Consider the following 23,409-nt stretch of genomic DNA (forward strand, 5'->3'; position numbering starts at 1 on the left):
GCGGCGCTGCTGCCGGGATTCGTTTCCGGGACACGCTACAAGCACATCCCTGTGCGCTCGGACGCGGCCATCCTTGGCCGCGTACGGTCCCGGAAACGAATCCCGGCATCAGCGCCTTAGCTTTAGGCCTCGAAAACTAGACCTCTCGCAGGCTATTAAGTGGTTTTCAGTTCAAAGTTAAGGCGCTGTCACCGATAGTTCTTTGCGAGACCTTCCGCGAGAGGGACCTCGCGGAAGAGCCCCCAGGGATGGGTTCACGGCGTGTCTCGCAAAGAACTATCGGTGGCAGTGCCACCGGGAGCTTGACGAGTGGGGACCACCAAATCAGTTCAGAGGGCCATCCAGCTCCGAAGCTACCAAAGTTCCGCGCAGAGAATTAGGCAGCGCTTCCTCGACCAACACGTCAGCAAACTTACCGATCAGCTCCAGCTGGTCACAGCGGAAGTTGACCACGCGGTTGTTCTCGGTGCGGCCCTGCAGCTGGCCCGGGTCCTTCTTGGATACACCGCTGACCAGAACGCGCTCCACATTCCCAACCATGCGGCGGGCGATCTCCGCAGCCTGCTGGTTAATGCGGTGCTGCAGTAGCTGCAGGCGCTGTTTCTTGATCTCTTCCGGCGTGTCGTCCGGAAGGTCTGCGGCCGGGGTGCCCGGACGGGGGGAGTAAATAAAGCTGAACGAGATATCGAAGCCCACGTCCTGAATTAGCTTCATGGTGGCTTCAAAGTCGCGCTCGGTCTCACCCGGGAAACCGATAATAAAGTCGGAGGACAGGCAGATATCCGGGCGAATCGCCTTCAGGCGGCGGATCTTGGACTTGTATTCCAGTGCTGTGTGGCCGCGCTTCATCGCCATCAGAATACGGTCGGAGCCACTCTGTACCGGCAGGTGCAGGTGGTTTACCAGCTCTGGTACTTCCGCGTACACGTCGATTAGCGCATCGGAGAACTCTACCGGGTGCGAAGTGGTGTAGCGGATGCGGTCGATACCGTCGATCGTTGCCACGTAGGTGATCAGCTCGGCGAAGTCTACGATCTGGCCATCTTCACCCGGTGCACGGTACGCATTTACGTTCTGGCCCAGCAGGTTTACTTCGCGCACGCCCTGGTCCGCCAGGTGCGCGACCTCTTCCAATACGTCTGCTACCGGGCGGCTCACTTCTTCACCGCGGGTATAGGGCACTACACAGAAGGTGCAGTACTTGGAGCAACCTTCCATGATGGAGACGAAAGCGCTCACGCCGTCGGCTTCTGGCTGGGGCAGGCGGTCGAACTTTTCGATTTCCGGGAAGGACACATCAACCACGATCGCGCCGCTTTCCTGCTTCTTGGTTTCCATCATCTCCGGCAGGCGGTGCAGGGTCTGCGGGCCAAATACCAGGTCCACATAAGGGGCACGCTTGGCGATGGCTTCGCCTTCCTGGCTGGCCACGCAGCCGCCGACGCCGATCACCAGTTCGGGGTTCTTTTCCTTCAGGTGCTTCCAGCGGCCGAGCTGGTGGAACAATTTTTCCTGTGCCTTCTCGCGGATAGAACAGGTGTTTACCAGCAGTACGTCCGCTTCTTCGGGATCGTCGGTGGGCACCATCTGGTGGGATTCCCCCAGCAGGTCCCGCATACGGGCAGAGTCGTACTCGTTCATCTGACAGCCGTGGGTCTTGATGAAGAGCTTTTTCACCGGTTTTTCGGATAATTCGGAGGACTTCTCGGTGGACATGTTGCGCCTGGTTAAAAACTGGTCAATTCAAAAGGTCGGGCATTATACCGACCCCTCTGGAGGCTGCATAGACGGGGGCAGGCGAGAGTGATAATCTTCCGCGCTTTTCGCGGGTCAGCCCGCCTGCACACTAGTATTCATGGGGCATCCGCATAAGCCCCGGCATTGAGCAATCTATGGCAAACCCAATCTACAAAGTCATTTTTCACAACCAGAACCAGGTGTTCGAGCTTTACGCGCGCGCCATCTACCAAAGCGAGATGTATGGCTTCGTTGAAGTGGAAGAGTTCGTGTTCGGGGAAAAGTCTCAGCTGGTGGTCGACCCCAGTGAAGAGAAGCTGAAAACCGAGTTCTCCTCGGTGAAGCGCTCCTATATTCCCATGCACAGCATTGTGCGGATTGACGAGGTGGAGAAAGAGGGCGTTGGCAAGGTCCACGACGTGAAAGGCGACAAGGTGGCCCAGTTCCCATTCCCCGCGCCGATGCGCCACCCTACCGACTCGGAGTAGGGCATTGTCCCTGTTCACCAGAAAAACGGGCCCAGTGGCTCGTTTTTTTATACCCGCAAACTGAGTGCGCCAATTTGGCAGTCCTGTCGGCTGGCACCACTAATTTGTATATTTCCGCGACAATGTGGTGTGCATATGGCGCCTGAAGCGTTAAATGTGCGCTATTTGTCGCATTGCCGGTATGCGCGCGTGGCGGCGGTCTATTCTGAGAGAGGGATGGATAAAATCCCGACAACCTAAAATGTAGTGGAAGTTTTTAGGTGATCTCATGACCTCAATTCCGGCCACCAAAGCCGCTATCTCCGCCCTGAAAATTGAGCAGCGCGTCGAACGCGATGTGAAAGCGGGCATCCCCGAAGTCGACCGACGTAATCATACCGACAGCGAAGAGAGTATGCGCTCTTATGTGGTGCGGGAAATCATCGGCCGTGTCCACGAGAACCGCCAGAGTGAGCTCGACAAGGAGCTTGCGGATCGCAGTGACGTGGATATTCGTCAGCTCTACCAGGAAATGAAAAACACCGAGTCGCTGGTGGAAAAAACCATCGCTGCGCGCCTCGCCAATCTGGTGAGTGGCATCAAGCAGCGTGCGCAGGAGTATTCCGCGTTACGCATGGACTTGGAAATGTTCCGGGAACGCAACGGACTTACCCGTGAAGCGGTGTATCGCGAGTCCAAGCTGCTGCATTTTTCCATTGTGTTTTTCATCGTCATTCTCGAGACGGTGTTGAATGCCTTTTTCTTGTCGAAAGGCAGTGCACTTGGACTGGTCGGCGGTTTTTTTCAGGCGTTTATCATTTCCATGATTAATCTGGGGTTTGCTGCCTTTCTGGCTTTTTCCCTGCGACATTGTTTTCACTTAAACCCACTGAGAAAATTCGGTGCTGGCGTTTTGTTCGGCACAGTGCTGGTTATTTCGGTGGTGTTTGTACTCGGAGTGGGGCATTACCGGGAGGCACTGGAGGCGGATCCATTTACCGCGTCGCAGGTGGCAATGAGCACGCTGCAGTCGGAGCCGCTGGGCATCCAGGATTTCAACTCGTGGATCATGGTGGTAGTCAGTGGCATTGCCCTGGTGTTACTGACAGCAAAATTCTTTGTGGTGGATGACCGTTACCCTGGATACACGGCGATTACCCGACGTGTGAAATCACAGCATACGGCGTGGCGCGATGCCCACGAAGATGCGATTGAAAGTGTTAACCTGATGGCGGAAGAAATGCAGGATGGCATTTCTGATACGGAAAAAACCATCCGCGCGCAGTTTATCCAGTTCAAGGCGAGTATTGAGCGCAGTGAAGAAATTCATCGGCACTATCACGAGGATATTATCAAAGCGCAGGGATTACTGGATGAGCTCGTTCGCTACTATCAATCCTATTCCGCGCGCATGATGAACCGGCGCTCCGCTTACTTTGGCGAACTCCTTCGCTTTGAATTGGAAAAATTGCCGCGTCTCAATACCACGGGGCTGGAGCAGCATAAACAGGATCTGGCGACTTTCGAGCAGGTGATGGATGAGCTCGATCACACCTATACCGGTGCGATCGATGTTGTGAACCGCCGCTGCGAGGCGATCCAGGCCGCCCTTGCCGAGCTTGTGGATAAGCTTGAATTGGATCACGGTCTGCGGAGAGGGTGATGGCAGGAGTGCGTCGAACAAAGCTCCGCAGTAGTCGCCGCGGAAGGTTTTCCAGCGAAGACAAAAAGGGTGTGCTGGTTTTTGCCTTGGGTGTAATCATCTTGTTGGCACTGGCGGTGTTTGCATTGAAGGTGGTGCGCTCACCGGCACGGGATTTCGATGCGGTGACTCTGTGCAATCCGCACCTGCCGCGCTTCGCCCAGCATTTGGTGGTGATTGATGCGTCGGACACCCTTTCTGCGCACCAGGTGCACTTCCTCAAAACACATATTTCCGATTTGCTTGTGTCCGCCGCGGTCAATGACCGGTTTTCGATTTTCGTACTGGATGACCACTACAATGGGCTTTCCGAACCGGTGATCGATTTGTGCAAGCCGCATTCGGGGGAAGAGGTCAGTGCGCTCACGGCCAATCAGCAGTTTGTGGATGCGCTGTACAAGCAGCGTTTTGCCCAGCCTCTGGATCGCGCGATCGCTCGTGCGGTGACGGGGGAAGCACAGCCTGTGTCGCCAATCTATGAGGCGCTATCGGATGTCGCCGCGCTCAATCACCTGGATCCCGCAGCGCAAAATGTGCATCTGACCATCGTCAGCGACATGGTGCAGAACTCCCGCGCCGGTTCAGTGTTTAAGCGGGGTTCGGCGGCCATTGATCAGTTGCCGATGATTGATTTACGTCGTGTGCGCACGCGGGTCTACTGGCTGGACCGTGAAAAATATCAGCGCTTCCAGACAGCGGAACTGGAGGCCAGCTGGGAGGACTATTTGGGCAGTATTTCTCGGCTGGAAAGGATTCAGCGGGTACGCAATTAAAAATTTATTGTTTCGCAGTATGGATTTCGTCACTTCGCGCCTTTGACCACATATCCGTAACCGGCGCCCTTTTCCCTGTGTGCTGTCGTAGTTCTGTTACCCTTGTGGTTTCTGATCTTTCGCACCCGGGATAACAGCTATGGAACAGTGGTGTCGGAAAGCGCTTTTCATCCTTTCCATGTTGTTTTTTGCGCAAGCCTCCGCGTTTGCACAGGAAGTGGAGAGTGTAGAGAGTGCAAATAGTACAGAGAGTGCCGCGGCCGATGCGGCAAAACCTCACATTGCACAGCTCACCATCGATGGTCCCATCGGGCCCGCAACAACAGACTATCTGATCCGCACTAGTGACAAGGCACGCGAAAATGGCGCGCGCCTGATTATCATCGATATGGATACGCCTGGAGGGTTGGATGCCGCCACCCGGGACATCATCCAGCACATCCTCGCGTCAGAAGTTCCATACGTTACCTATGTGACACCGGCCGGTGCCCGTGCTGCCAGTGCCGGTACCTATATTTTGTATGCGAGTCATGTGGCTGCGATGACACCGTCGACGACCCTGGGTGCGGCAACACCGGTGCAAATGGGTGGTATGCCGGGGCAGCAGGAATCACCCGGTCAGCCGCCGAGAGAAGTTGCAGAGCAGCCTTCCAAGGATACAGGAGATGACACTGCGGATACCTCGCAGAGCGATGACGCGGATAAGAGTCCGGACCGCTCTGGAAGCACGATGGAACGCAAGGTGATTAACGACTCGGTGGCATACATTCGCGGGCTAGCACAGCGCCATGGCCGCAACGCGGATTGGGCGGAAAAAGCGGTGCGTGATGCCGCGACGCTCACCGCCCAGGAAGCGCTGAAAGAGAATGTGATCGATGTGGTTGCCGACAATCAACAGGGTTTGCTGGAGCAACTGTCAGACCGGGAGATTGTGTTACTGGGCGAAAAGCGAAAGATCACCGCGGATGTGGCAGAGCTACCCGTAGTGGCTTACGCCCCCGATTGGCGCAACGAGCTGCTGTCCCTGATTACCAACCCTCAGATCGCTTATATCCTGCTGTTGATCGGCATCTATGGATTGATTTTCGAGGGCTACAGCCCGGGAGCTATTGTGCCCGGCGTAGTTGGCGTTATTTGCTTGTTACTGGCGTTTTACGCGTTACAGGTATTGCCAATTAGTTACGCTGGATTGGCACTGATTGTCGTAGGTGCACTGCTAATAGCGGCGGAGTTTTTTGTGCCGAGTTTCGGTGCCCTCGGTATTGGTGGTGTGATCGCGCTGGTGATCGGTTCGGTAATGCTGATCGATAGTGATGTGCCGGGAATGCGCGTTTCCAAGACCTTGATCGGATCCATTGCTGCGGTCAGTGGTCTGGCATTGCTAGGGATCATGTATGCCATCGGCCACAGCTTGCGCAAACCTAAGGTGCCGGCAAATCAGGCGATGGTCGGGCGCACCGCCATTGTTGACGAAGTGCGGCCGGAGCTACTGGTAAAAGTCGGTGGTGAGATCTGGCGTGCTCGCTGTGATGAGCCGCTAAGCGAAGGGCAGACAGTGCGGGTGACGTCTGAACAGGGTTTGATGTTGCAGGTGGAACCACAGTAATCAGTTTCAACAGAAGTTGTCTGAAATAAGCAATTTAATTAAATAGTCAGGGAGAGATGTCTATGGTCAGTTACTTTGCCAGTCTGCTGATACTGGCGGTTGTCCTGGTAATCATGTACGCCATTCGTATTCTGCGAGAATACGAACGTGCGGTGGTGTTTTTTCTGGGACGTTTTCAGGCGGTGAAGGGACCGGGTCTGATCATCATCATTCCGGTACTGCAGACGATGGAACGTGTGGACTTGCGTACAGTGGTAATGGATGTGCCGACGCAGGATGTGATTAGCCGGGATAACGTGTCGGTAAAAGTGAACGCGGTTGTGTATTACCGGGTAATTGATCCACAGTCTGCCATCATCAATGTGGAAAACTATCATGAGGCGGTAAGCCAGCTCTCGCAAACTACGTTACGGTCGGTGCTGGGTAAGCACGAGCTGGACGAGATGTTATCCGAGCGGGATAAGCTCAATGTGGATATCCAGAAGATTCTCGATGAGCAGACCGATGCCTGGGGTGTGAAAGTCACCAATGTGGAAATCAAGCATATCGACCTGGATGAGAGCATGATCCGCGCGATTGCCCAGCAGGCCGAAGCGGAGCGTTCACGTCGTGCCAAGGTAATTCACGCAGAGGGTGAGGCGCAGGCTGCACTGAAACTGACTGAGGCTGCCGATCAGCTATCCAAGAATTCGAATGCGATCACGCTGCGGTATATGCAGACGTTGATTGATATTGCCGGAGAACAGAATTCGACGATTGTGTTCCCGCTGCCTATGGACTTGATTAAGCCGCTTTTGGATCAGCGTTCTGTGAAAACTAGCTAACCCAGTGGAACCAACTAAATTAATTCGGTGGCGGCGAAGTACTGGGTAAATCTTTTCGAAACCGCTGTGAATACGTCCATGTACGCTGCGTCGGCGACGTCCCTGTCGCCGACGCTTTCGAAAAGATTTACCCAGCACCCCGCCTTCAGTCCAAAGCTGAGCAGCTTTTTAAAAGTAAGAGGTTGTCAGTGTCACGAATAAAGCGTTGTAGTCGATGAGAAGTTAAAGTGCCGGGGAAGGGTTTTTGGGAGCGTCGCAAACAGGATGTTTGCGCCGCAGCGCCCAGGGATGGGTTTACAGCGGTCCCGAAAACCCTTCCCCGGTGCTTTAACGCCCGTGACTCTCCTAAGTGGAGTCCCGGGAGTAATATCACTTAAGAAGCTTTTTAAGCAGCAAAGCAGTAGACCCATCCCAATCCTCAGGGGCCTCTCCATCGATGGCCGCATGCACGCCATTGCCAAGCACCTTGCCCAGTTCCACACCCCACTGATCAAACGGGTTGATATCCAGCAGGCAGCCAAAGGCAAATACCTTGTGCTCGTAGAGTGCCAGCAGGCTACCAAGATGGAACGGGTCCAGCTTCTCCACAATCAGCGTATTGCTCGGGCGGTTGCCGGGAACCACCTTGTGTGGTGCCAGCTGGTGTACTTCTTTATGCGTGTGGCCGGAAGCTTCTAGCTCGCGACGTGCTTCAGCCAGCGATTTACCGCGCAGCAGAGCCTGGCTCTGGCTCAGGCAGCAGGACAGCAGCCACTGATGCTGTTCTTTCAGCTCCGAGGTGGGTTCTTTGATGGCAACAAAATCCGCAGGGATCATGTCGGTGCCCTGATGCAACAGCTGGTGGAAAGAGTGCTGCCCATTACTACCCTCCGCGCCCCAAATCACCGCACCACTCGGGTAGGGCAGAGGCTGGCCGTCGCGGGTGACACTCTTGCCCAAACTCTCCATATCCAATTGCTGCAGCCACGCCGGGAATTTAGCTAGGCGCTGCGCATAGGGAAGAACCGCAAGGCTGCCCGCGCCCCAGCACTGGCGGTACCAGAAATGAATCAGCGCCATCAGCACCGGTAAATTCTGGCTGAACTCCGCTTCCGCGAAATGCGTGTCCATCGCGTTCGCGCCTTTCAGCAGGTCGCTGTACACGTCAAATCCGCAGGCCAGCGCAATCGGCAACCCAATTGCTGACCACAGGGAGTAGCGGCCACCCACCCAATCCCACATCGGGAAAATATTTTGAGCCGCGATACCGAAGTCCTGGGCGGCAACGATATTGCTGCTCACTGCAACAAAGTGCTTCTCCAGATCAGATTCATTACATCCAGCATCAAGTACCCACTGACGCGCTGAGAGGGCGTTCTGGCGGGTTTCCAGGGTTGAGAAGGACTTGGAGGCAACGATAAATAACGTTTCGTCAGCGGGCAGAGAGGCGAGGGTATCGCTGAGGTCGGCGCCGTCGATGTTCGCTACAAAGTGGGCGGTCAGGTTCTGCATGTGCCAGGGGCGCAGGGCTTCCCATACCATACGCGGGCCGAGATCCGATCCGCCAATGCCGATGTTGACCACGTGGCGAATACGCTTGCCGTTAAAACCGATCCAGGCGCCACTGTGTACCTGCTCAACAAACTGGGCCATTTGTGCCCGGCAATCCGCTACCGCCTGCTCGTGCTCGGTTTTGGGTTTTCCCTGGAAGCGCAGGGCGGTATGCAAGGCCGGGCGGTGCTCGGTGTTGTTGATGTTGGCACCGGCAAATAGCGCCTCGATACTGCTTTTAAGGTGTGCGGTATCGGTGTAGTCCAGCAGTTTCTGCAGCGTATCGGCGTTGAGCAGGTTCTTACTGTAATCGAGATACAGGCCGGCAGCTTCGGCACTATAGGTCTGCGCGCGGTCAGGGTTTGAGGCAAACAGGTCGCGCAGGGACCAGCGCTGCTGATCTTTGTGTTGCTGGAGAGCGGCAATTGCGGCGGACAGGGGGAGAGCATCCATGGTCAAAACTTCTTCGCTGAAAATAGATAAGTGTTCGGCTGGAACGCTGCTGATATTAGCGACAAACGGCCAGTGCGGCCAGTTTAGCGACACAGTTACAGGTAGGTGCAAATAGGGTGCAATTGGCGCGAACTTTCTTTCTGTGTTGGATGGGGTGTGGGGGAGTGTGGTGCGAGTCGTTGGTGGACATGCACGTGTAATTTAATTGATGCTGGCTTGCGTCTGGCCCGGATCTTCATTCGGTGTATGGGAAACTGGAGTTTTCTACGCACAAATTTGCAGACCCAGAAATGCAAAATGCCGCTTCGAGAAGCGGCATTTGCACGACCCTGTTATGAGAGAGGTTACTTAACCACTTTCATACAGCGCACGTTATCGGATGCCATCCAGCAATCCGCGTCCGCAGGACAGGCCATGGAAGTCGGAATTTGTTCTGAGCCCGGTGGGCAGGCGGCCGGCATCGGAGCCGGTGCACAGCAACCTGCGAGGACCAGTGCACAAATAATTCCGGTTAAGTACTTGGCTGGAGTGAAATTCATCCCCTAACTCCTTTCCGTTGATGTTAGTCAATAGCATAGACAATAAAACGTCACCTGTTTGGTGTGCTTTGTAAAAATCTTTTCTACAAACATACCGCCCAATGGAGTGTAATAGGCGCGCGGTTAAAATAGCCGCCACACATTAATTCAGGATAAAAACACCGCCAGTTTGTCGTCCCTGAGGGCCTGAATTTAAAGGGTTAAACGCCATTTTGCGCTCAACCTTTACTCCGCGACGCCGCAGAGTGAGGAATATTTTTTTTCATTAAAGTGAAAATGTAATTTTTTTCTTTGTTGGTGGGGAAGTCCTGCAGAAATTGACGCCAGAAAATTGAATTTTTTTGTTTCTTTGAGTTGTGCTTGGTCGAGGCAAGATGTTTGTCGCGCTGGATTTCGCGTTTCGGCAAACAGGTGGGGACGGAAAAAATAAACGGCAGGGCGATTCGGGCCATTGGGCTGGCCCGGGTCGATTTAGGTGCCTGACTGCAGGAAACGGCCAAACGCGACTGCGACGGATTCCTGCCGCTGTGGGTCTCGCAAAACCCCGAGCAGGACATTGCGCAACTCTGGCAAAAACAGGAGGTCTGTAAGCAGCAGGTTGAATGTGTCTTGAGACTGGCTATCGCTAAGTCGCTCCAGCCAGGCTTTGGCGATCTCCGAATCTACCAGATCTTCGTTACAGCGGCTGCCGATGGCCGCGAGTACTTCCGACTGGTTGGCGGCCCCGGCGGGGTTCTCCGTGAGCAACCAATTGAGAAACTGCTGTCGCATGCCCGTTGCGGGGCTGAGCGATATCCCACGTATCACGGCGGTGACAAGGTTGAAGTCCACCGCATCCGAGGTCAGGTTTTGTGTGGCACGAGCGATCAGTGGCTCTGCGAGCTGGTGGTCAATGGCTTCACTCTCCAGGCACTGGCAAAGAGAAATCAGTGCGGGGGTGGCAAAACGCGACAGGTTTGCGATCAGATTATCGCGCTCCTTTTCCCAGTCCACCGCCAGGTCGGCAAGCCCCTGAAGCGCTAGCTGCTCCCAGGGGAATGCAGCCGGGTCCTTGGCGTAGGCCTTGGCGGCGGGGAAGTGGTCGCTGGTCGCCCATCGCAGGACTTTTGCCGCCTTGGCGTGGAATACGGCGCGCTTGTCCGCAGCGGGTGTGAACATCAGGCCGCTGTCTTCCAGCGCCTGTTGCAGTGCTTTGGCCGGATCATGGCCATTTCCGGGCTTGTGGTGGGCTGGGTCCAGAGCCTTCTGCACACCACCGAGAAAACGATCGCGAATAGGCAGGATCAGTTTTCCCTGTTCATCCAGAGGAAGACGCAGGAACCAAACAGCGGGTTCTGCTGCGCCATTTTCTTCTGCCGCCTTGGGTGGTGACAGCAACAGGCCGCACCAGGCCTGACGCAGGTATGGGTAGGGCCAGGGTGCCGCACCGTCTTCAAACGCGCGTGCGGCTTTGGCTGATATTGGGCGCACCCGGCGCCCAAGGTCGAACCAGCGAAGATCAAAATCGGCTGAAGCAATCAGGTCGCTCAGGGTATTGGCCATGGATGAACTCAAGCCTTTTCTGCATCTTGCAGCGGTTGTTGGGTGCCCAGCGGCATCTGTTTAAAGTGCAGCCAGCCGTAGGCAATGGCCAGCAGCGGACACAGGATATTGAACAGTGCGAAAGGCGCATAGCTGAAGGTGGCAACGCCCAGTGTGGCTGCCATGTAGGCACCACAGGTGTTCCAGGGGATCAACACAGAGGTGATGGTGCCGGAATCTTCCAGGGTTCGAGACAGGTTCAATCCGTGCAGGCCCTTGCCTTCAAAGGCTTCGCGGAACATACGGCCGGGGATGATGATGGCCATGTACTGGTCACCGGCTGCCGCATTCATGCCGAAACAAGTAAATACGGTAGATGTGATCAGGCCGCCAACGGTTTTAACCCCGGAAAGCGCCCAGCGCACGATGCGCTCGAGGAAGCCAGCGCGCTCCATCACGCCGCCAAAGGCCATTGCCGAGATAATCAGCCAGATGGTGTTGAGCATGCTGCTCATACCGCCTTTGGACAGTAGTGACGCCACGGCTTCGTTGCTGGAGGTCGACTTGTAGCCGTCGAAGAGGCTGTGCCACGCACCTTTCAGCAGGCTCAGTGGACCCTCACCGCCGGCCAGCTGGCGGGTGGCGTTGGGTTCGAAAATCATGGCAATCACACAACCCACCAGGGCGCCGATAATCAGGGTCGGGTAGGCCGGGATTCTTCGCCACGCCATAAACAGCAGAAGTGCCAGTGGCAGCAGGCTGACGATGGAAATACTGAACTCTTCCTGCAGCGCGGCCAGCAGTTGCTGGATATCTTCTGCGGAAGCCTGACCGGTGTCAGCCATCAGGCCGATCGCCGCGAAGACGATCAGGGCGATGGTGAACGCGGGGATCGTTGTCCACAGCATGTGGCGAATATGCAGGAACAGGTCGTTCGAGGTTACCGCTGCGGCAACGTTGGTAGTGTCCGACAGGGGAGACATCTTGTCGCCGAAGTAGGCGCCAGAGATCACCGCACCGGCGGTAATGGCCGGGTTCAGGCCGAGCGCGCCCGCGATTCCCATCAGTGCCACACCCAGGGTACCGGCAGTAGTCCAGCTGGAGCCGATACTGAGGCCGACAACGGCGCAGATCACGCAGCTCGCGGCGTAGAACCATTGCGGGGACAGCATCTGCACCCCGTAATAGATCATCGAGGGTACGGTGCCAGCGAGAATCCAGCTGCCAATCAGCGCGCCGACCGCGAGCAGGATCAGGATGGCGCCAAATACCAGGCTCATGCCGTGCAGCATGCCGCCTTCCATTTCTTTCCAGGTGAAGCCGTTCTTCATCCCTACCAGGGCGGCAACGCCGGCACATAGCAGCAGGGCAATCTGGTTCGGGCCGTAAGAGGAGTCGGCACCGTAGAAGTACACGGAAAGCGAAAGTAGGCCAATGAGGATAAGGAGGGGGATCAGCGCATCCAGCAGGCTGGGATTGCGAGAGTCTTGCGGAGACTCGCTGGAAATGGTGTGACTCAAAGTGAACTCCTAGTGGCTGACAGCAACTTGGCTCGCCCGCTTGTGGCCGGCAGCCTGGTCAGTTTCTTGTTATAAAGCGGCCTATTCTCGTGGCCGGGTCCGGATATGTCTAGAGCGGGGTCTGGGGCGTCACTGGTCAGCGCGGTAGATGGCTGTGGCGCCGCAGAGGTGGGTGAATCGGCCAGTGTTACTCCCGGGTCGGGGTTGATACTGGTAGTTCGCGGCCGCTTCCGGTATGTTCTGCGCCGGTTTCGCCCGGCAATTCACCTGGTATTCGATCAGTCCGTGTACGCTGGGCCACAATAAGAATGAGCCAGAGCGCGGCGGGCGCGAACCCTCGGCGCGCTGAAGTTGGCAGGTAGCACTAGTCCATGAATGCGAGAAATATTGATCCCAGTGAATTCGAAGACATCCGCCCTTACCGGGATGACGAGGTGCGCGCAGTCCTGCGCCGTCTGATAGAAGACCCGGAAATGTCGCGGGTGGTTGCACACTTCCTGCTTCCCGGCGCTGCCAGCAAGCTGGAGCGCCCTCTTGCGTGGTTGGTGCGTCAACTAGTGCGCTTTGAATTCCGCAAAGCCAAGAATGTTCGCGGCGTACAGGAAGTCATCGCCAAGTACCTGGATAAAGCGGTCAACCGCACCAGCTGTGGCCTTTCGATCTCCGGGCTCGACACCCTGCCGCGCAACCGCGCCTGCCTGTTTGTGAGCAACCACCGGGATATCGCCATGGACCCGGCGCTGGCAATTCTCTCCATGTACAAGGAGGGGCACGAGACTTCCCGTATCGCGATTGGTGACAACCTGCTGTCGAAGCAATTTGCCACCGATATCATGAAGCTGAATAAGTGCTTCGTGGTGAAGCGCAGCTCGGGCAGCCGTCGCGAGAAGCTGATGGCGGCCACCAAACTCTCCAGTTACATCCATCACTCCATCGTCAACGACAACGAGCATGTCTGGATCGCCCAGCGCGCCGGGCGGGCAAAAGATGGCCTGGATCGCACCAACCCCGCGCTGGCGGCCATGTTTGCCATGGCGAAACCCAAGGACCAGCCCTTCGCGGACTTCTGGCGTGAGCTGCATATCGTGCCGCTGACAATCTCCTACGAGTGGGACCCCTGCGACCGCCACAAGGCGCGTGAGCTGTACATCAAGGAACACAAGGACGAGTACCAGAAGCAGGCCCACGAAGACCTGGGTAGTATTGCCAAGGGCGTGGTGGGCCAGAAAGGCCATATCCACGCGGCATTTGGTACCCCGATTGAGGGTGATTTCAACGATGTTGGCGCCCTCGCGGACGAGATTGATCGGCAGATCATCGGTAACTATGTGCTACATCCCACCAATATGATCGCTTACGAAAAGATCTACGGTGAGGCGCCTGCGCTGCCCGTGGGCTACCCGCCCAAGCCCTGGAACCCCGAAGAGCACCAGGAGATCCGGGAGAAGTTCGAACAGCGTATGGCGCGGATTGATGAGCGCTGGCGCGACAAGGCCATTCTGGGCTACGCCAATCCCGTGGTATCGCGCCTCGCGTTCGAACAGTAATCGCACGCCACAATGGCGCAAGCCTGAGCAAGCGTGGATAATGGCCGGCTGATATAACCCCTGTGTAAATACAGCCCCAGTGCAAAATCAGCCGGTCCCCAGTGCTTAGCGATAAAGACAAAGAATCCATCCAAAACGCCTATCGTCAGTTCCTCAACGGCCGCGAGCTCAAAGCCCGCTATGGTCAGAAACTGATGATTGCGGCCATCGCCCGCGCTCTGGGCGGCATCCAACGCAACGGCGCCGGCGAGCGCGACCACGGCAAGACCGACGGTGAGCATATCTGTGTGGTGGAAGCCGGCACTGGTACCGGCAAAACCGTTTCCTACCTGCTGGCGGCGATCCCCATGGCGATCGCCCACGACAAAACCCTGGTGGTCTCCACCGCGACTGTGGCCCTGCAGGAGCAGATTATCCTCAAGGATCTGCCGGAACTGGTGCGCCACTCAGGGCTCAAGTTTGATGTCGCCCTGGCCAAGGGGCGCGGCCGCTACCTGTGCCTTTCCAAACTCGATCAGTTACTCACTGAACTCACCTCCAGCGGTGTGGGAGGCTCCCTCGCCCTGTATGAAGATGAGAAGCCGCAAGTGGATGAAGCCGGGGTCAAACTGTACCGGGAAATGGCCGACGAACTGGCCAGTGGGCGCTGGGACGGCGATCGCGATAATTGGAAAGATACCCTCGAAGGCGAAGACTGGAGCCGGGTAACCACCGATCATCGGCAGTGCAGTGGCCGTCGCTGCCCGCATGTGAGCAGCTGCAGTTTCTTCCGCGCCCGCGAAAGCCTGGGTAAAAGCCGCGTGATTGTGGCGAACCACGATTTGCTGCTGGCAGACCTCGCGCTCGGTGGTGGGGCCATTTTGCCCCCGCCGGAGGAAACCATTTATGTGCTGGACGAGGCCCACCACCTGCCGGATAAGGCGCTGAACCACTTCGCCCACCACAGTCGCGTCGGTGCGACCACCGGCTGGCTGGACCAGGCGAATAAAAACCTCAGTCAGATGCTGGGTGAAATTGGCGATGGTGCCGAGCTGGACCGCGCCGGCGAAGAGTTGCCCGCACTGTTTACCTCCGCCAAACAAAAGCTCGAGATGGCCTGGCCACTGATCGAAGACCTGTGCGAATTTGAGGAAGAGCGCGGTCGCGGCGGCAATCAGCAGTCGCGGAGCGCCCGCTACCGCTTCGAGGGCGGTGTGGTACCGGAATCCATGATGCAGCTTGCCGATCAGCTGCGCGAGGACTTCGATGAAATGGAAGCCCTGCTGGGCAAAATGGTGCAGTCCGCCCAGCGCATGATGGAAGACGCCCACAGCCCGGTGCCGATTGTCGATCTGGAACGGTGGTACCCGATTCTGGGGGGCTGGCATGGCCGCGCCGAGGCCAACCTCGAACTCTGGGCCAACTATTCCCGAGAGGATCAGGGGGCGGTGCCGCAGGCCCGCTGGGTAACTCTGGTGGACTGGGGTGGCTCGTTTGATTTTGAGGTGTGCAGCTCACCAATCCTCGCGGGCAAGACCCTGGAATACAGTCTGTGGCGGCGCTGCTATGGTGCCGTACTCACCTCTGCCACATTGACCGCGCTGGGGCGCTTCGATCGCCTCAAAATGCGCGCCGGCACCCCGGATAACGCCAGTTATGAGGTTGTACCGAGTCCATTTGATTTCTCCCGCGCGGAGTTGAGTGTGCCCAAAGATGCAGTGGAAGCGAATAACGCCGACCTGCACACCAATGCGGTGATCGAAGCGCTGCCGGACCTGCTGGATACCCACGGGGAAGAGGGCGGCTCCCTGGTGCTATTTGCTTCGCGCAGGCAGATGGAAACGGTCTATGAATCGCTGCCCGGTACCTGGCGCAACCGGATCCTGATGCAGGGGCAGCAGTCCCGCCAGCAGCTGCTGGATAGCCACAAGAAGAGCGTCGACAAGGGTGGGCGCAGCGTCTTGTTCGGGCTTGCCAGCTTTGCCGAGGGCCTCGATTTACCGGGCAATTATTGCCGGCATGTGATTATCGCCAAGCTGCCGTTTGCGGTGCCCGATGACCCAATCGAGGCGGCGCTTGCCGAATGGATTGAGGCCAAGGGCGGCAACCCGTTTATGCAAATCACCGTGCCGGATGCAGCGCTCAAACTGGTGCAGGCCTGTGGTCGCCTGCTGCGTACCGAACAGGATGAAGGAACTATCTCGCTATTGGATCGTCGTATCGTGACGAAGCGCTACGGCCGTGCCATGCTGGATTCATTACCGCCGTTCCGGCGCGCTATTAACTGACGATTTACCCAATATGAAGTCCATTTACCCGGATATTGCTACGCTGTTGTTGGAACTGGAAGCCGAACTGCGGCTCCTTGGGCTATGGGATGAAACCCCGCCCAGCCCCGAGGCGCTGGCGAGCACCCAGCCGTTCTGTGTGGATACCTTGACCTTTCCTCAGTGGCTGCAGTTTGTATTTTTACCGCGCATGAGTCACCTGGTGGAGCTGGAACAGCCTTTGCCGGAAAAATGCGGTATTGCGCCCATGGCAGAAGAGTATTTTCGTGGGGGTATTCTGCAGGGGCCCGCCCTGGTGGCAAAACTGGCAGAGATTGACGAGCGGTTGGCGCAGGGTTGACGTTGCTTGTCGTTTGATTCATTGTGACCGATTGGTGCCATTCTGGTCCGGCTGTCACGAAAAGTAATATTTCTGCCATTGTGGCAGCGTATCTCACCGCGAATTCCATACCCGAGAAGCGTGGGTATCGGTGCTGTGCAGATGTTCAGCGGATAAGGTAGTATCCGGACTTTGCAAAAATCGGGTAGCAAGGAGCCCTCCCGATCACATACCGCCAGGATTACTTAATAACAGTACACAGGGCCGTCATGCGCGCCCTAAGGTAGTAATAAAGCAGATGCGGTTTTTGCCCTTAATTTCCCTTTTGCTGATGGGCCAGGTGCTCGTCGGCTGCGAATCGCTGTATTCCCGCGCGCCGGCGGCTGTGCCGGAGACAGTGAATGTATTCGAAGACACCCCGTCAGCCGCTGATGCGGCAGCCCTGCCTGGCCAGTGCCCACCGGTCCAGGCCGTGGTGTGTGCCGAGCCTGAAGTCAAAGTGGTAGAGCGGGTGATCGAGCGCAAGTTTGAGACCATCGTGGAAGTGCCTGTGGCCAAGGACAAGCTGGTTCTTGGGTCTGAGGAGTATGCGACGGTTGAACCCGGCGATCTGCGTTTGAAAGCACAAATTGACACTGGCGTGGCCACCAGCTCCCTCCATGTCGAGGAACTCACACGATTTGAGCGGGATGGCAGTGACTGGGTGCGATTTAATGTATCCAATGGCGATGCGACCGAGGCGGTAAAGATTGAATTGCCCATCGAGCGGCACGTGCGAGTGTTGCGTCCGGGCTTTGATCGCCAGCGCCGCCCTATTGTGAATATGAGCCTTACCATTGGCGATGTTACCCATATGGTCGAGGTGAACCTGGTGCAGCGCGGTGATTTTGACTTCCCGCTGCAGGTAGGGCGCAATTTCCTCAAGGATTCCGCCGTAGTGGATGTGGGTCGCAAGTTTGTTCAGGGCAACGGTCAACTGCCCATCGTTAGTAAATAGCCCAAAGGAATCACACTAATCCCGATAAATGTGTCGCGTTTAATGGCAGAATGAATGGCATTCGGCAGAATACGCCGCTAAATTCTGCAAATTATCTTGATACGGGGAATGGCGAATGTCGCCACGGGCTCAGGTCTATATTCTGGCTGCGCTGCTCACACTGATGGGCGCCGGCCTTACCATCTATAAAAACGTCGAACTGGGCTTTCCACTGCTGCCCGGTGAATACCGCACCGTCTGGACCATTGAAGCCAAGGTCGGGTTTACCGCAGACGGCGGCCCGGCCAAGGCCGCGCTCACCCTGCCAAGGGAGCAGCGCAATATGGAAGTGCTGGGGGAAACCTTCAGCTCGTCCGGCTACGGTTTCAATATCATTCAGGAAGACGACGAGTATCGCGCGGTCTGGGCCAAGCGCGAGGCCAGTGGCCCCCAGTCTCTTTTCTATCAGCTCGATGTGCATCAGACGCCGGGCGCGGCACTTGAGCAGCCCCTGGATATGAGCACCAAAGTGGTGAAGCCACTGCTGGCCGCTCGCGAACAGGAGGCGGTGCGCCAGGCGATTTACTCGCTGGTAGACACGGCCCGCCAGCGTTCGTCCGACACGCAAACCTTTACCACAGAACTGCTGACCGCCCTGGCTGACCGCCGCAACCAGGACGGCAACATGATTTTTGGTTACTACAAAGATCGCTCCTTCGTCGATGTGGCACTGTTGGTGCTGGCGGCCGCAGACGTTCCTGCACACCGTATCCGCGGCCTTTATCTGGAGGATGATCGTCGACGCATGTCGCCGGAGGACCTGCTGGAGATCTACGACGGCAAGCGCTGGGTGGTGTTTGAGCCGCAGACCGGCTCCCCGGGGGTGCCGAAAAACTTCTTTATCTGGCAGCGTGGAGGCAAAAGCCTGCTGGACGTAGAAGGCGGCTACAACTCCCGAGTGACCTTCTCTGTTATCTCCAACGACGTGCCGGCACGGGACGTCGCCATGTTGAGTACCAGCCAGGAAAAAGAAGCGCTGGTGGATTTCTCCATTTATAGCCTGCCGATCGAGCAACAGAGTATTTTCAAGCTGATTCTGCTGGTGCCGGTTGGCGCACTGGTGGTGGTGCTGCTGCGGGTATTTGTTGGCCTGCGCACCTCCGGTACCTTTATGCCGGTACTGCTGGCGATTGCGTTTATTGAAACCCAGCTGCTTACCGGCCTGTCGATTTTTGTCCTGATCCTGATCCTCGGCCTGTGGATTCGTTTCTATTTAAGCAGGTTGAACCTGCTCCTTGTGGCGAGGATCGCCGCCGTCGTGGTGACGGTGGTGATCCTGATGGGCGCAATCAGTGTGATCAGTTACAAGCTGGGCATTGAACAGGCGCTGACGGTCACCTTCTTCCCGATGATTATTCTGGCCTGGACCATCGAGCGGATGTCGATTGTGTGGGAAGAAGATGGCCCTTATGAGGTACTGATTCAGGCGGGCGGCAGTCTGCTGGTGGCGGTGATTGCCTGGTGGGTGATGACCAACCGCTATATCGAGCACTGGACGTTTAACTTCCCTGAACTGCTGCTGGTACTGCTGGGCGTGATTATGATCGTCGGCAACTACACCGGTTTCAGGCTGGCTGAACTGGCGCGCTTCCGCCAGCTGGTGCGCTAATGCATCTGTCCTATCTGTTCCGTGGTGGACTGGTCTCGCCTTTCGCACTGAACCGGCGTGGCGTGCTCGGTATGAATGCGCGCAATGTAAATTACATTGCGCGTTACAACGACCGCGATAAATACCCCATTGTTGATGACAAGCTCAATACCAAGCGCCAGGCCAAGCGTTACCGCATTCCCGTCCCGGAATTGATTGCTGCGTTTGAAACACAGCCAAGCCGCAGAAGGGTAATGGGGGTGATCGAGCCGCTGGACAAGTTTGTGATCAAGCCAGCGCGGGGCTCTGGTGGCAAGGGTATTCTGGTGATTGTCGGGCGCGACGGCGACGATTATCTGAAACCCTCGGGGGCCAAAGTTACTGCGCTGGATATTCAGCGCCACGTGAGCAATATCCACAGCGGCCTATACAGTCTGGGCGGTAAGCCGGACCGAGTGATGATCGAAGCGCTGGTGGATTTCGATCCGGTGTTCGACAAGTATTCCTATGAGGGCGTGCCGGATATCCGCGTGATTGTGTTTCGCGGTTATCCGGTAATGGCCATGTTGCGCTGCTCCACACACGTCTCCGATGGCAAGGCGAACCTGCACCAGGGGGCCGTGGGTGTGGGGGTGGATCTGGCGACGGGTAAATCCTGCCATGCGGTGCAGCACGGTGTTCGAATCGACCAGCACCCGGACACGGAAATGCGTTTTTCGGATCTGGAAGTGCCGGACTGGAAGGAGCTGGTGCGCCTCGCAGCCAGTTGTTATGAGATGACCGGGCTCGGCTATCTCGGCTGCGACATTGTGTTGGACCGCCGGCGTGGGCCGCTGCTGTTGGAAGCCAATGCGCGCCCCGGCCTCGCGATCCAGATTGCCAATGGTGTTGGCTTGCGCACGCGCCTGGAACATATCGAGAAGATGGATCTGGAGCAGTTGGAAAAGGGTGTGGATGAGCGATTGGCCTACTCAATGGATTACTTCGCGGCAGAGCCGATGGATTAATTGGATACACGGTCGAGTAACCGAATCGACTTAACCAGTAAATAAAAATGAATCAATAAAAAAGGCGAGCCAAATGGCTCGCCTTTTTTTGTCCACAAGAACCGGAAACGTTACAGGTTCTTGAGGGACTCCAGCTGTTCCGCAAAGCGCGCGCGCGCACTTTCCAGGTCGGCCAGTCTTTCCTTTTCCTTGTTGACCACCACTTCCGGTGCCTTGTTCACAAAGTTCGGGTTTTTCAGCTTGCCGGCAACACTGGCGAGGTCCTTGTCCAGCTTGTCGAGCTCCTTCTGAACCCGCGCGCTTTCCGCTTCCACATCGATCAGTCCTGCCATCGGTACCAGCAGTTCCAGCTCGCCCACGAGTGCAGTGGAGGAGGCTGGCGCTTCCGCACCGGCTTCCAGAGATTCGATGGATTCCAGGCTTGCCAGTTTGGTCAGCAGGCTACGGGTCTGCTGCAGCAGTGCTTCGTCGCGTTCGGAGCCATTGCGCAAGATCAGCGGGATTTTCTTCGCCGGGGAAATGTTCATTTCACCGCGAATATTACGCACGCCTTCGATCACGCCCTTAAGCCAAGCGATCGCCGCTTCGGCATTTTCGTCGATGCGGTACTCATTGGCTTCCGGGTAGGGCTGCAACATGATGGTGTCGCCGGCTTTACCAGCCAGTTCTTTTACGCGCTGCCAGATTTCCTCGGTGATGTACGGCATCAGCGGGTGCGCCATACGCAGAATGGTTTCCAGCACGCGGATCAGTGTGCGGCGGGTACCTTTTTTCACCGCGTCGCTGGCGTTGTCGTCCCACAGTACCGGCTTGGAAAGTTCCAGATACCAGCTGCAGTACTCACCCCACACGAAGTCGTACAGAGCCTGGGAGGCCAGGTCGAAACGGTAGGTGTCGATGGCTTCCTTCACCGCCAGCTCGGTACGCTGCAGCAGCGAGATAATCCAGCGGTCGGCAATGCTCAGTTCGAAGTCTTCACTGCCGTCCTGCCCACAGTCGTGGCCGTCGCAGTTTTGCAGCACATAACGCGACGCATTCCAGATCTTGTTGCAGAAGTTGCGGAAGCCTTCGATACGGCCCACATCAAACTTGATGTCACGGCCGGTGGAGGCCAGCGAGTAGTAGGTGTAGCGCAGGGCATCGGTGCCGTAGGCGGCGAGGCCTTCGGGGAATTCCTTGCGGGTCTGCTTTTCAATTTTCTCGCGCAGGTGCGGCACCTGCATGCCCGCGGTGCGTTTGGTCACCAGACTTTCCAGATCGATACCATCGATTAGGTCGATCGGGTCCAGTACATTGCCCTTGGACTTGGACATCTTCTGGCCCTGGCCGTCGCGCACCAAGCCGTGCACGTATACGGTTTTAAACGGCACTTCCTTCTTGAAGTAGAGGGTTAGCATCATCATGCGCGCAACCCAGAAGAAGATGATGTCGAAGCCGGTGACCAGCACGCTGGTGGGGTGGAACATTTCCAGTTCCGGTGTTTCTTCCGGCCAGCCCAGGGTGCCGAAGGTCCACAGGCCAGAGGAGAACCAGGTATCGAGAACGTCGTCGTCCTGGCGCAGTTCGATATCGCCGAGATTGTGCTTTTTACGCACGTCTTCTTCACTGCGGCCAACGTACACATTGCCGTCGTTGTCGTACCACGCGGGGATGCGGTGGCCCCACCACAGCTGGCGGGAAATACACCAGTCCTGAATGTCGCGCATCCAGGAAAAGTACATGTTCTCGTAGTTTTTCGGCACGAATTCAACGCGGCCGTCCTCGACCACCTTGATGGCCTCATCCGCCAGCGGCTGGGTTTTTACGTACCACTGGTCGGTGAGCCAAGGCTCAATCACCACGCCGCTGCGGTCGCCGCGCGGAACCTTCAAGGTGTGCGGCTCGATTTTTTCCAGCAGGCCCAGCGCATCCAGGTCATCTACTACTTGTGTGCGCGCAGCAAAACGCTCCATGCCGCGGTATTTTTCCGGCACGTTGTCGTTTAGGTTGGCGTCCTGGTCCAGGATGTTGATCATTTCCAGATCGTGGCGCTGGCCCATCTCGTAGTCGTTGAAGTCGTGGGCCGGGGTGATCTTCACGCAGCCGGTACCGAACTCCAGGTCAACATAGTCGTCGGCGATGATCGGGATCTCACGGTCCGCCAGCGGCAGCTTGATGGTCTTGCCGATCAGGTGCTTGTAACGCTCGTCTTCCGGGTGCACGGCAACCGCGGTATCGCCCAGCATGGTTTCCGGACGGGTAGTGGCGACCACAAGGTGGCCGGAACCGTCAGACAACGGGTAGCGGAAGTGCCACAAGCTGCCTTGCTCTTCTTCGTTCAGCACTTCCAGGTCGGAAATCGCGGTGTGCAGTTTCGGATCCCAGTTCACCAGGCGCTTGCCGCGGTAAATCAGATCGTCTTCATACAGGCGAATGAAGACTTCCTGTACCGCCTTGTAGAAGCCGTCGTCCATGGTGAAACGTTCGCGGGACCAGTCCGGGCTGGCTCCCAAGCGACGCAGCTGGCGGGTGATGTTACCGCCGGATTCTTCCTTCCATTCCCACACTTTCTCGATGAACTTGTCGCGGCCCAGCTCATGACGATTCTTGCCATCGGCGGCCAGCAGGCGCTCCACCACCATCTGAGTGGCGATACCTGCGTGGTCGGTGCCCACTTGCCACAGGGTGTTGTCGCCCTTCATGCGGTGGTAGCGAATCAGCGCATCCATGATGGATTCCTGGAAGCCGTGGCCCATGTGCAGGCTGCCGGTGACGTTCGGCGGCGGAATCATGATGCTGTAGGGGGTGGCTTCGGTATCACCGGAAGGCTTGAAGTAGCCGTTTTCTTCCCAGGTCTTGTACCACTGTTGTTCGATGGCGTTGGGCTGGTATGTCTTGTCCATGCGCGGGGGAGTGCCTTGCGTTGTATGGGCTGGCTGCCGGGTCACAATTTCCCGGGCCATTAAAATTAGAGAATAGAGAAAAAGGGGCGGA

At 56.9% G+C, this 23,409-nt stretch carries 19 protein-coding genes; 12 read left to right on the forward strand and 7 right to left on the reverse strand.

The features are described 5' to 3' along the window. Positions 1-324 precede the first annotated feature (324 nt). Positions 325-1,716, reverse strand: coding sequence for a tRNA (N6-isopentenyl adenosine(37)-C2)-methylthiotransferase MiaB (gene miaB, locus LCM31_RS14225; RefSeq protein WP_224871138.1), 1,392 nt, complete (start codon positions 1,714-1,716; stop codon positions 325-327). A gap of 176 nt (positions 1,717-1,892) precedes the next feature. On the opposite strand from miaB, the gene LCM31_RS14230 reads away from it, so the two are divergent. From LCM31_RS14230 to LCM31_RS14250, 5 genes are all read left to right on the forward strand, one after another. Continuing rightward, the gene (locus LCM31_RS14230) at positions 1,893-2,225 is read left to right on the forward strand and encodes a DUF1820 family protein (RefSeq protein ID WP_224871140.1); all 333 of its coding nucleotides are present in this window, start codon (positions 1,893-1,895) and stop codon (positions 2,223-2,225) included. 268 nt (positions 2,226-2,493) lie between these two features. Beyond that, entirely contained in the window at positions 2,494-3,867 is a 1,374-nt protein-coding gene (locus LCM31_RS14235) for an ABC transporter permease (protein WP_224871142.1), read from the forward strand. Next, complete coding sequence (locus LCM31_RS14240; RefSeq protein ID WP_224871145.1) at positions 3,867-4,679, forward strand: hypothetical protein; 813 nt, start codon at positions 3,867-3,869, stop codon at positions 4,677-4,679. Before LCM31_RS14235 ends, LCM31_RS14240 begins: the two co-directional genes overlap by 1 nt. A gap of 139 nt (positions 4,680-4,818) precedes the next feature. Continuing rightward, complete coding sequence (locus tag LCM31_RS14245) at positions 4,819-6,285, forward strand: NfeD family protein (RefSeq protein WP_224871146.1); 1,467 nt, start codon at positions 4,819-4,821, stop codon at positions 6,283-6,285. 62 nt (positions 6,286-6,347) lie between these two features. Then, a complete protein-coding gene (locus LCM31_RS14250) occupies positions 6,348-7,109 on the forward strand; it encodes a slipin family protein (protein WP_224871148.1) in 762 nt (253 codons plus the stop codon). A gap of 369 nt (positions 7,110-7,478) precedes the next feature. On the opposite strand, the gene pgi is transcribed toward LCM31_RS14250, so the two are convergent. The 5 genes from pgi to nhaC all read right to left on the reverse strand — a co-directional run bounded on the left by pgi (position 7,479) and on the right by nhaC (position 12,672). Next, complete coding sequence (pgi, locus tag LCM31_RS14255) at positions 7,479-9,092, reverse strand: glucose-6-phosphate isomerase (RefSeq protein WP_224871150.1); 1,614 nt, start codon at positions 9,090-9,092, stop codon at positions 7,479-7,481. Between the two features lie 344 nt (positions 9,093-9,436). Further along, positions 9,437-9,631 carry a hypothetical protein gene (locus tag LCM31_RS14260; protein ID WP_157520377.1) on the reverse strand — a complete coding sequence of 65 codons (195 nt, stop codon included), beginning with the start codon at positions 9,629-9,631 and terminating at the stop codon, positions 9,437-9,439. A 218-nt stretch (positions 9,632-9,849) separates the two neighbouring features. Then, complete coding sequence (locus LCM31_RS14265) at positions 9,850-10,083, reverse strand: hypothetical protein (protein WP_224871152.1); 234 nt, start codon at positions 10,081-10,083, stop codon at positions 9,850-9,852. Between the two features lie 19 nt (positions 10,084-10,102). After that, positions 10,103-11,173, reverse strand: coding sequence for a DUF3549 family protein (locus LCM31_RS14270; protein WP_224871154.1), 1,071 nt, complete (start codon positions 11,171-11,173; stop codon positions 10,103-10,105). Positions 11,174-11,181: 8 nt separating this feature from the next. Further along, the gene (nhaC, locus tag LCM31_RS14275; protein WP_224871156.1) at positions 11,182-12,672 is read right to left on the reverse strand and encodes a Na+/H+ antiporter NhaC; all 1,491 of its coding nucleotides are present in this window, start codon (positions 12,670-12,672) and stop codon (positions 11,182-11,184) included. Between the two features lie 105 nt (positions 12,673-12,777). Between nhaC and LCM31_RS14280 the strand changes: the two genes are divergently transcribed. The 7 genes from LCM31_RS14280 (at position 12,778) to LCM31_RS14310 (ending at position 20,436) form a co-directional block, all read left to right on the forward strand. Next, a complete protein-coding gene (locus LCM31_RS14280; protein ID WP_224871158.1) occupies positions 12,778-12,978 on the forward strand; it encodes a hypothetical protein in 201 nt (66 codons plus the stop codon). Positions 12,979-13,043: 65 nt separating this feature from the next. Next, positions 13,044-14,219: a 1-acyl-sn-glycerol-3-phosphate acyltransferase gene (locus tag LCM31_RS14285; RefSeq protein WP_224871160.1), complete on the forward strand. Its 1,176-nt coding sequence runs from the start codon at positions 13,044-13,046 to the stop codon at positions 14,217-14,219. 101 nt (positions 14,220-14,320) lie between these two features. Next, entirely contained in the window at positions 14,321-16,486 is a 2,166-nt protein-coding gene (dinG, locus tag LCM31_RS14290; RefSeq protein WP_224871162.1) for an ATP-dependent DNA helicase DinG, read from the forward strand. 13 nt (positions 16,487-16,499) lie between these two features. Beyond that, a complete protein-coding gene (locus LCM31_RS14295; RefSeq protein WP_224871163.1) occupies positions 16,500-16,826 on the forward strand; it encodes a YqcC family protein in 327 nt (108 codons plus the stop codon). Between the two features lie 277 nt (positions 16,827-17,103). After that, positions 17,104-17,802, forward strand: a complete 699-nt coding sequence (locus LCM31_RS14300) for an ATP-dependent zinc protease family protein (protein WP_224871166.1) — start codon at positions 17,104-17,106, stop codon at positions 17,800-17,802. 115 nt (positions 17,803-17,917) lie between these two features. Then, positions 17,918-19,450: an inactive transglutaminase family protein gene (locus tag LCM31_RS14305; RefSeq protein WP_224871168.1), complete on the forward strand. Its 1,533-nt coding sequence runs from the start codon at positions 17,918-17,920 to the stop codon at positions 19,448-19,450. Continuing rightward, positions 19,450-20,436 carry an alpha-L-glutamate ligase-like protein gene (locus LCM31_RS14310; RefSeq protein ID WP_224871170.1) on the forward strand — a complete coding sequence of 329 codons (987 nt, stop codon included), beginning with the start codon at positions 19,450-19,452 and terminating at the stop codon, positions 20,434-20,436. The genes LCM31_RS14305 and LCM31_RS14310 overlap by 1 nt, the downstream gene beginning before the upstream one ends. Positions 20,437-20,546: 110 nt before the next feature. On the opposite strand, the gene LCM31_RS14315 is transcribed toward LCM31_RS14310, so the two are convergent. After that, on the reverse strand, positions 20,547-23,318 hold the full coding sequence (locus LCM31_RS14315) for a valine--tRNA ligase (RefSeq protein ID WP_224871172.1): 2,772 nt from the start codon (positions 23,316-23,318) through the stop codon (positions 20,547-20,549). Positions 23,319-23,409: the final 91 nt, after the last annotated feature.

This window comes from Microbulbifer agarilyticus, from assembly GCF_020171345.1.
GTDB lineage: Bacteria > Pseudomonadota > Gammaproteobacteria > Pseudomonadales > Cellvibrionaceae > Microbulbifer > Microbulbifer agarilyticus_D.

What these genes read in the sequence shown, in the direction of transcription:
- miaB (WP_224871138.1), bottom strand. Translation starts at nt 1,716, where the DNA reads ATGTCCACCGAGAAGTCCTCCGAATTATCCGAAAAACCGGTGAAAAAG.
- LCM31_RS14230 (WP_224871140.1), top strand. Translation starts at nt 1,893, where the DNA reads ATGGCAAACCCAATCTACAAAGTCATTTTTCACAACCAGAACCAGGTG.
- LCM31_RS14235 (WP_224871142.1), top strand. Translation starts at nt 2,494, where the DNA reads ATGACCTCAATTCCGGCCACCAAAGCCGCTATCTCCGCCCTGAAAATT.
- LCM31_RS14240 (WP_224871145.1), top strand. Translation starts at nt 3,867, where the DNA reads ATGGCAGGAGTGCGTCGAACAAAGCTCCGCAGTAGTCGCCGCGGAAGG.
- LCM31_RS14245 (WP_224871146.1), top strand. Translation starts at nt 4,819, where the DNA reads ATGGAACAGTGGTGTCGGAAAGCGCTTTTCATCCTTTCCATGTTGTTT.
- LCM31_RS14250 (WP_224871148.1), top strand. Translation starts at nt 6,348, where the DNA reads ATGGTCAGTTACTTTGCCAGTCTGCTGATACTGGCGGTTGTCCTGGTA.
- pgi (WP_224871150.1), bottom strand. Translation starts at nt 9,092, where the DNA reads ATGGATGCTCTCCCCCTGTCCGCCGCAATTGCCGCTCTCCAGCAACAC.
- LCM31_RS14260 (WP_157520377.1), bottom strand. Translation starts at nt 9,631, where the DNA reads ATGAATTTCACTCCAGCCAAGTACTTAACCGGAATTATTTGTGCACTG.
- LCM31_RS14265 (WP_224871152.1), bottom strand. Translation starts at nt 10,083, where the DNA reads ATGGCCCGAATCGCCCTGCCGTTTATTTTTTCCGTCCCCACCTGTTTG.
- LCM31_RS14270 (WP_224871154.1), bottom strand. Translation starts at nt 11,173, where the DNA reads ATGGCCAATACCCTGAGCGACCTGATTGCTTCAGCCGATTTTGATCTT.
- LCM31_RS14280 (WP_224871158.1), top strand. Translation starts at nt 12,778, where the DNA reads ATGTCTAGAGCGGGGTCTGGGGCGTCACTGGTCAGCGCGGTAGATGGC.
- LCM31_RS14285 (WP_224871160.1), top strand. Translation starts at nt 13,044, where the DNA reads ATGAATGCGAGAAATATTGATCCCAGTGAATTCGAAGACATCCGCCCT.
- LCM31_RS14295 (WP_224871163.1), top strand. Translation starts at nt 16,500, where the DNA reads ATGAAGTCCATTTACCCGGATATTGCTACGCTGTTGTTGGAACTGGAA.
- LCM31_RS14300 (WP_224871166.1), top strand. Translation starts at nt 17,104, where the DNA reads ATGCGGTTTTTGCCCTTAATTTCCCTTTTGCTGATGGGCCAGGTGCTC.
- LCM31_RS14305 (WP_224871168.1), top strand. Translation starts at nt 17,918, where the DNA reads ATGTCGCCACGGGCTCAGGTCTATATTCTGGCTGCGCTGCTCACACTG.
- LCM31_RS14310 (WP_224871170.1), top strand. Translation starts at nt 19,450, where the DNA reads ATGCATCTGTCCTATCTGTTCCGTGGTGGACTGGTCTCGCCTTTCGCA.
- LCM31_RS14315 (WP_224871172.1), bottom strand. Translation starts at nt 23,318, where the DNA reads ATGGACAAGACATACCAGCCCAACGCCATCGAACAACAGTGGTACAAG.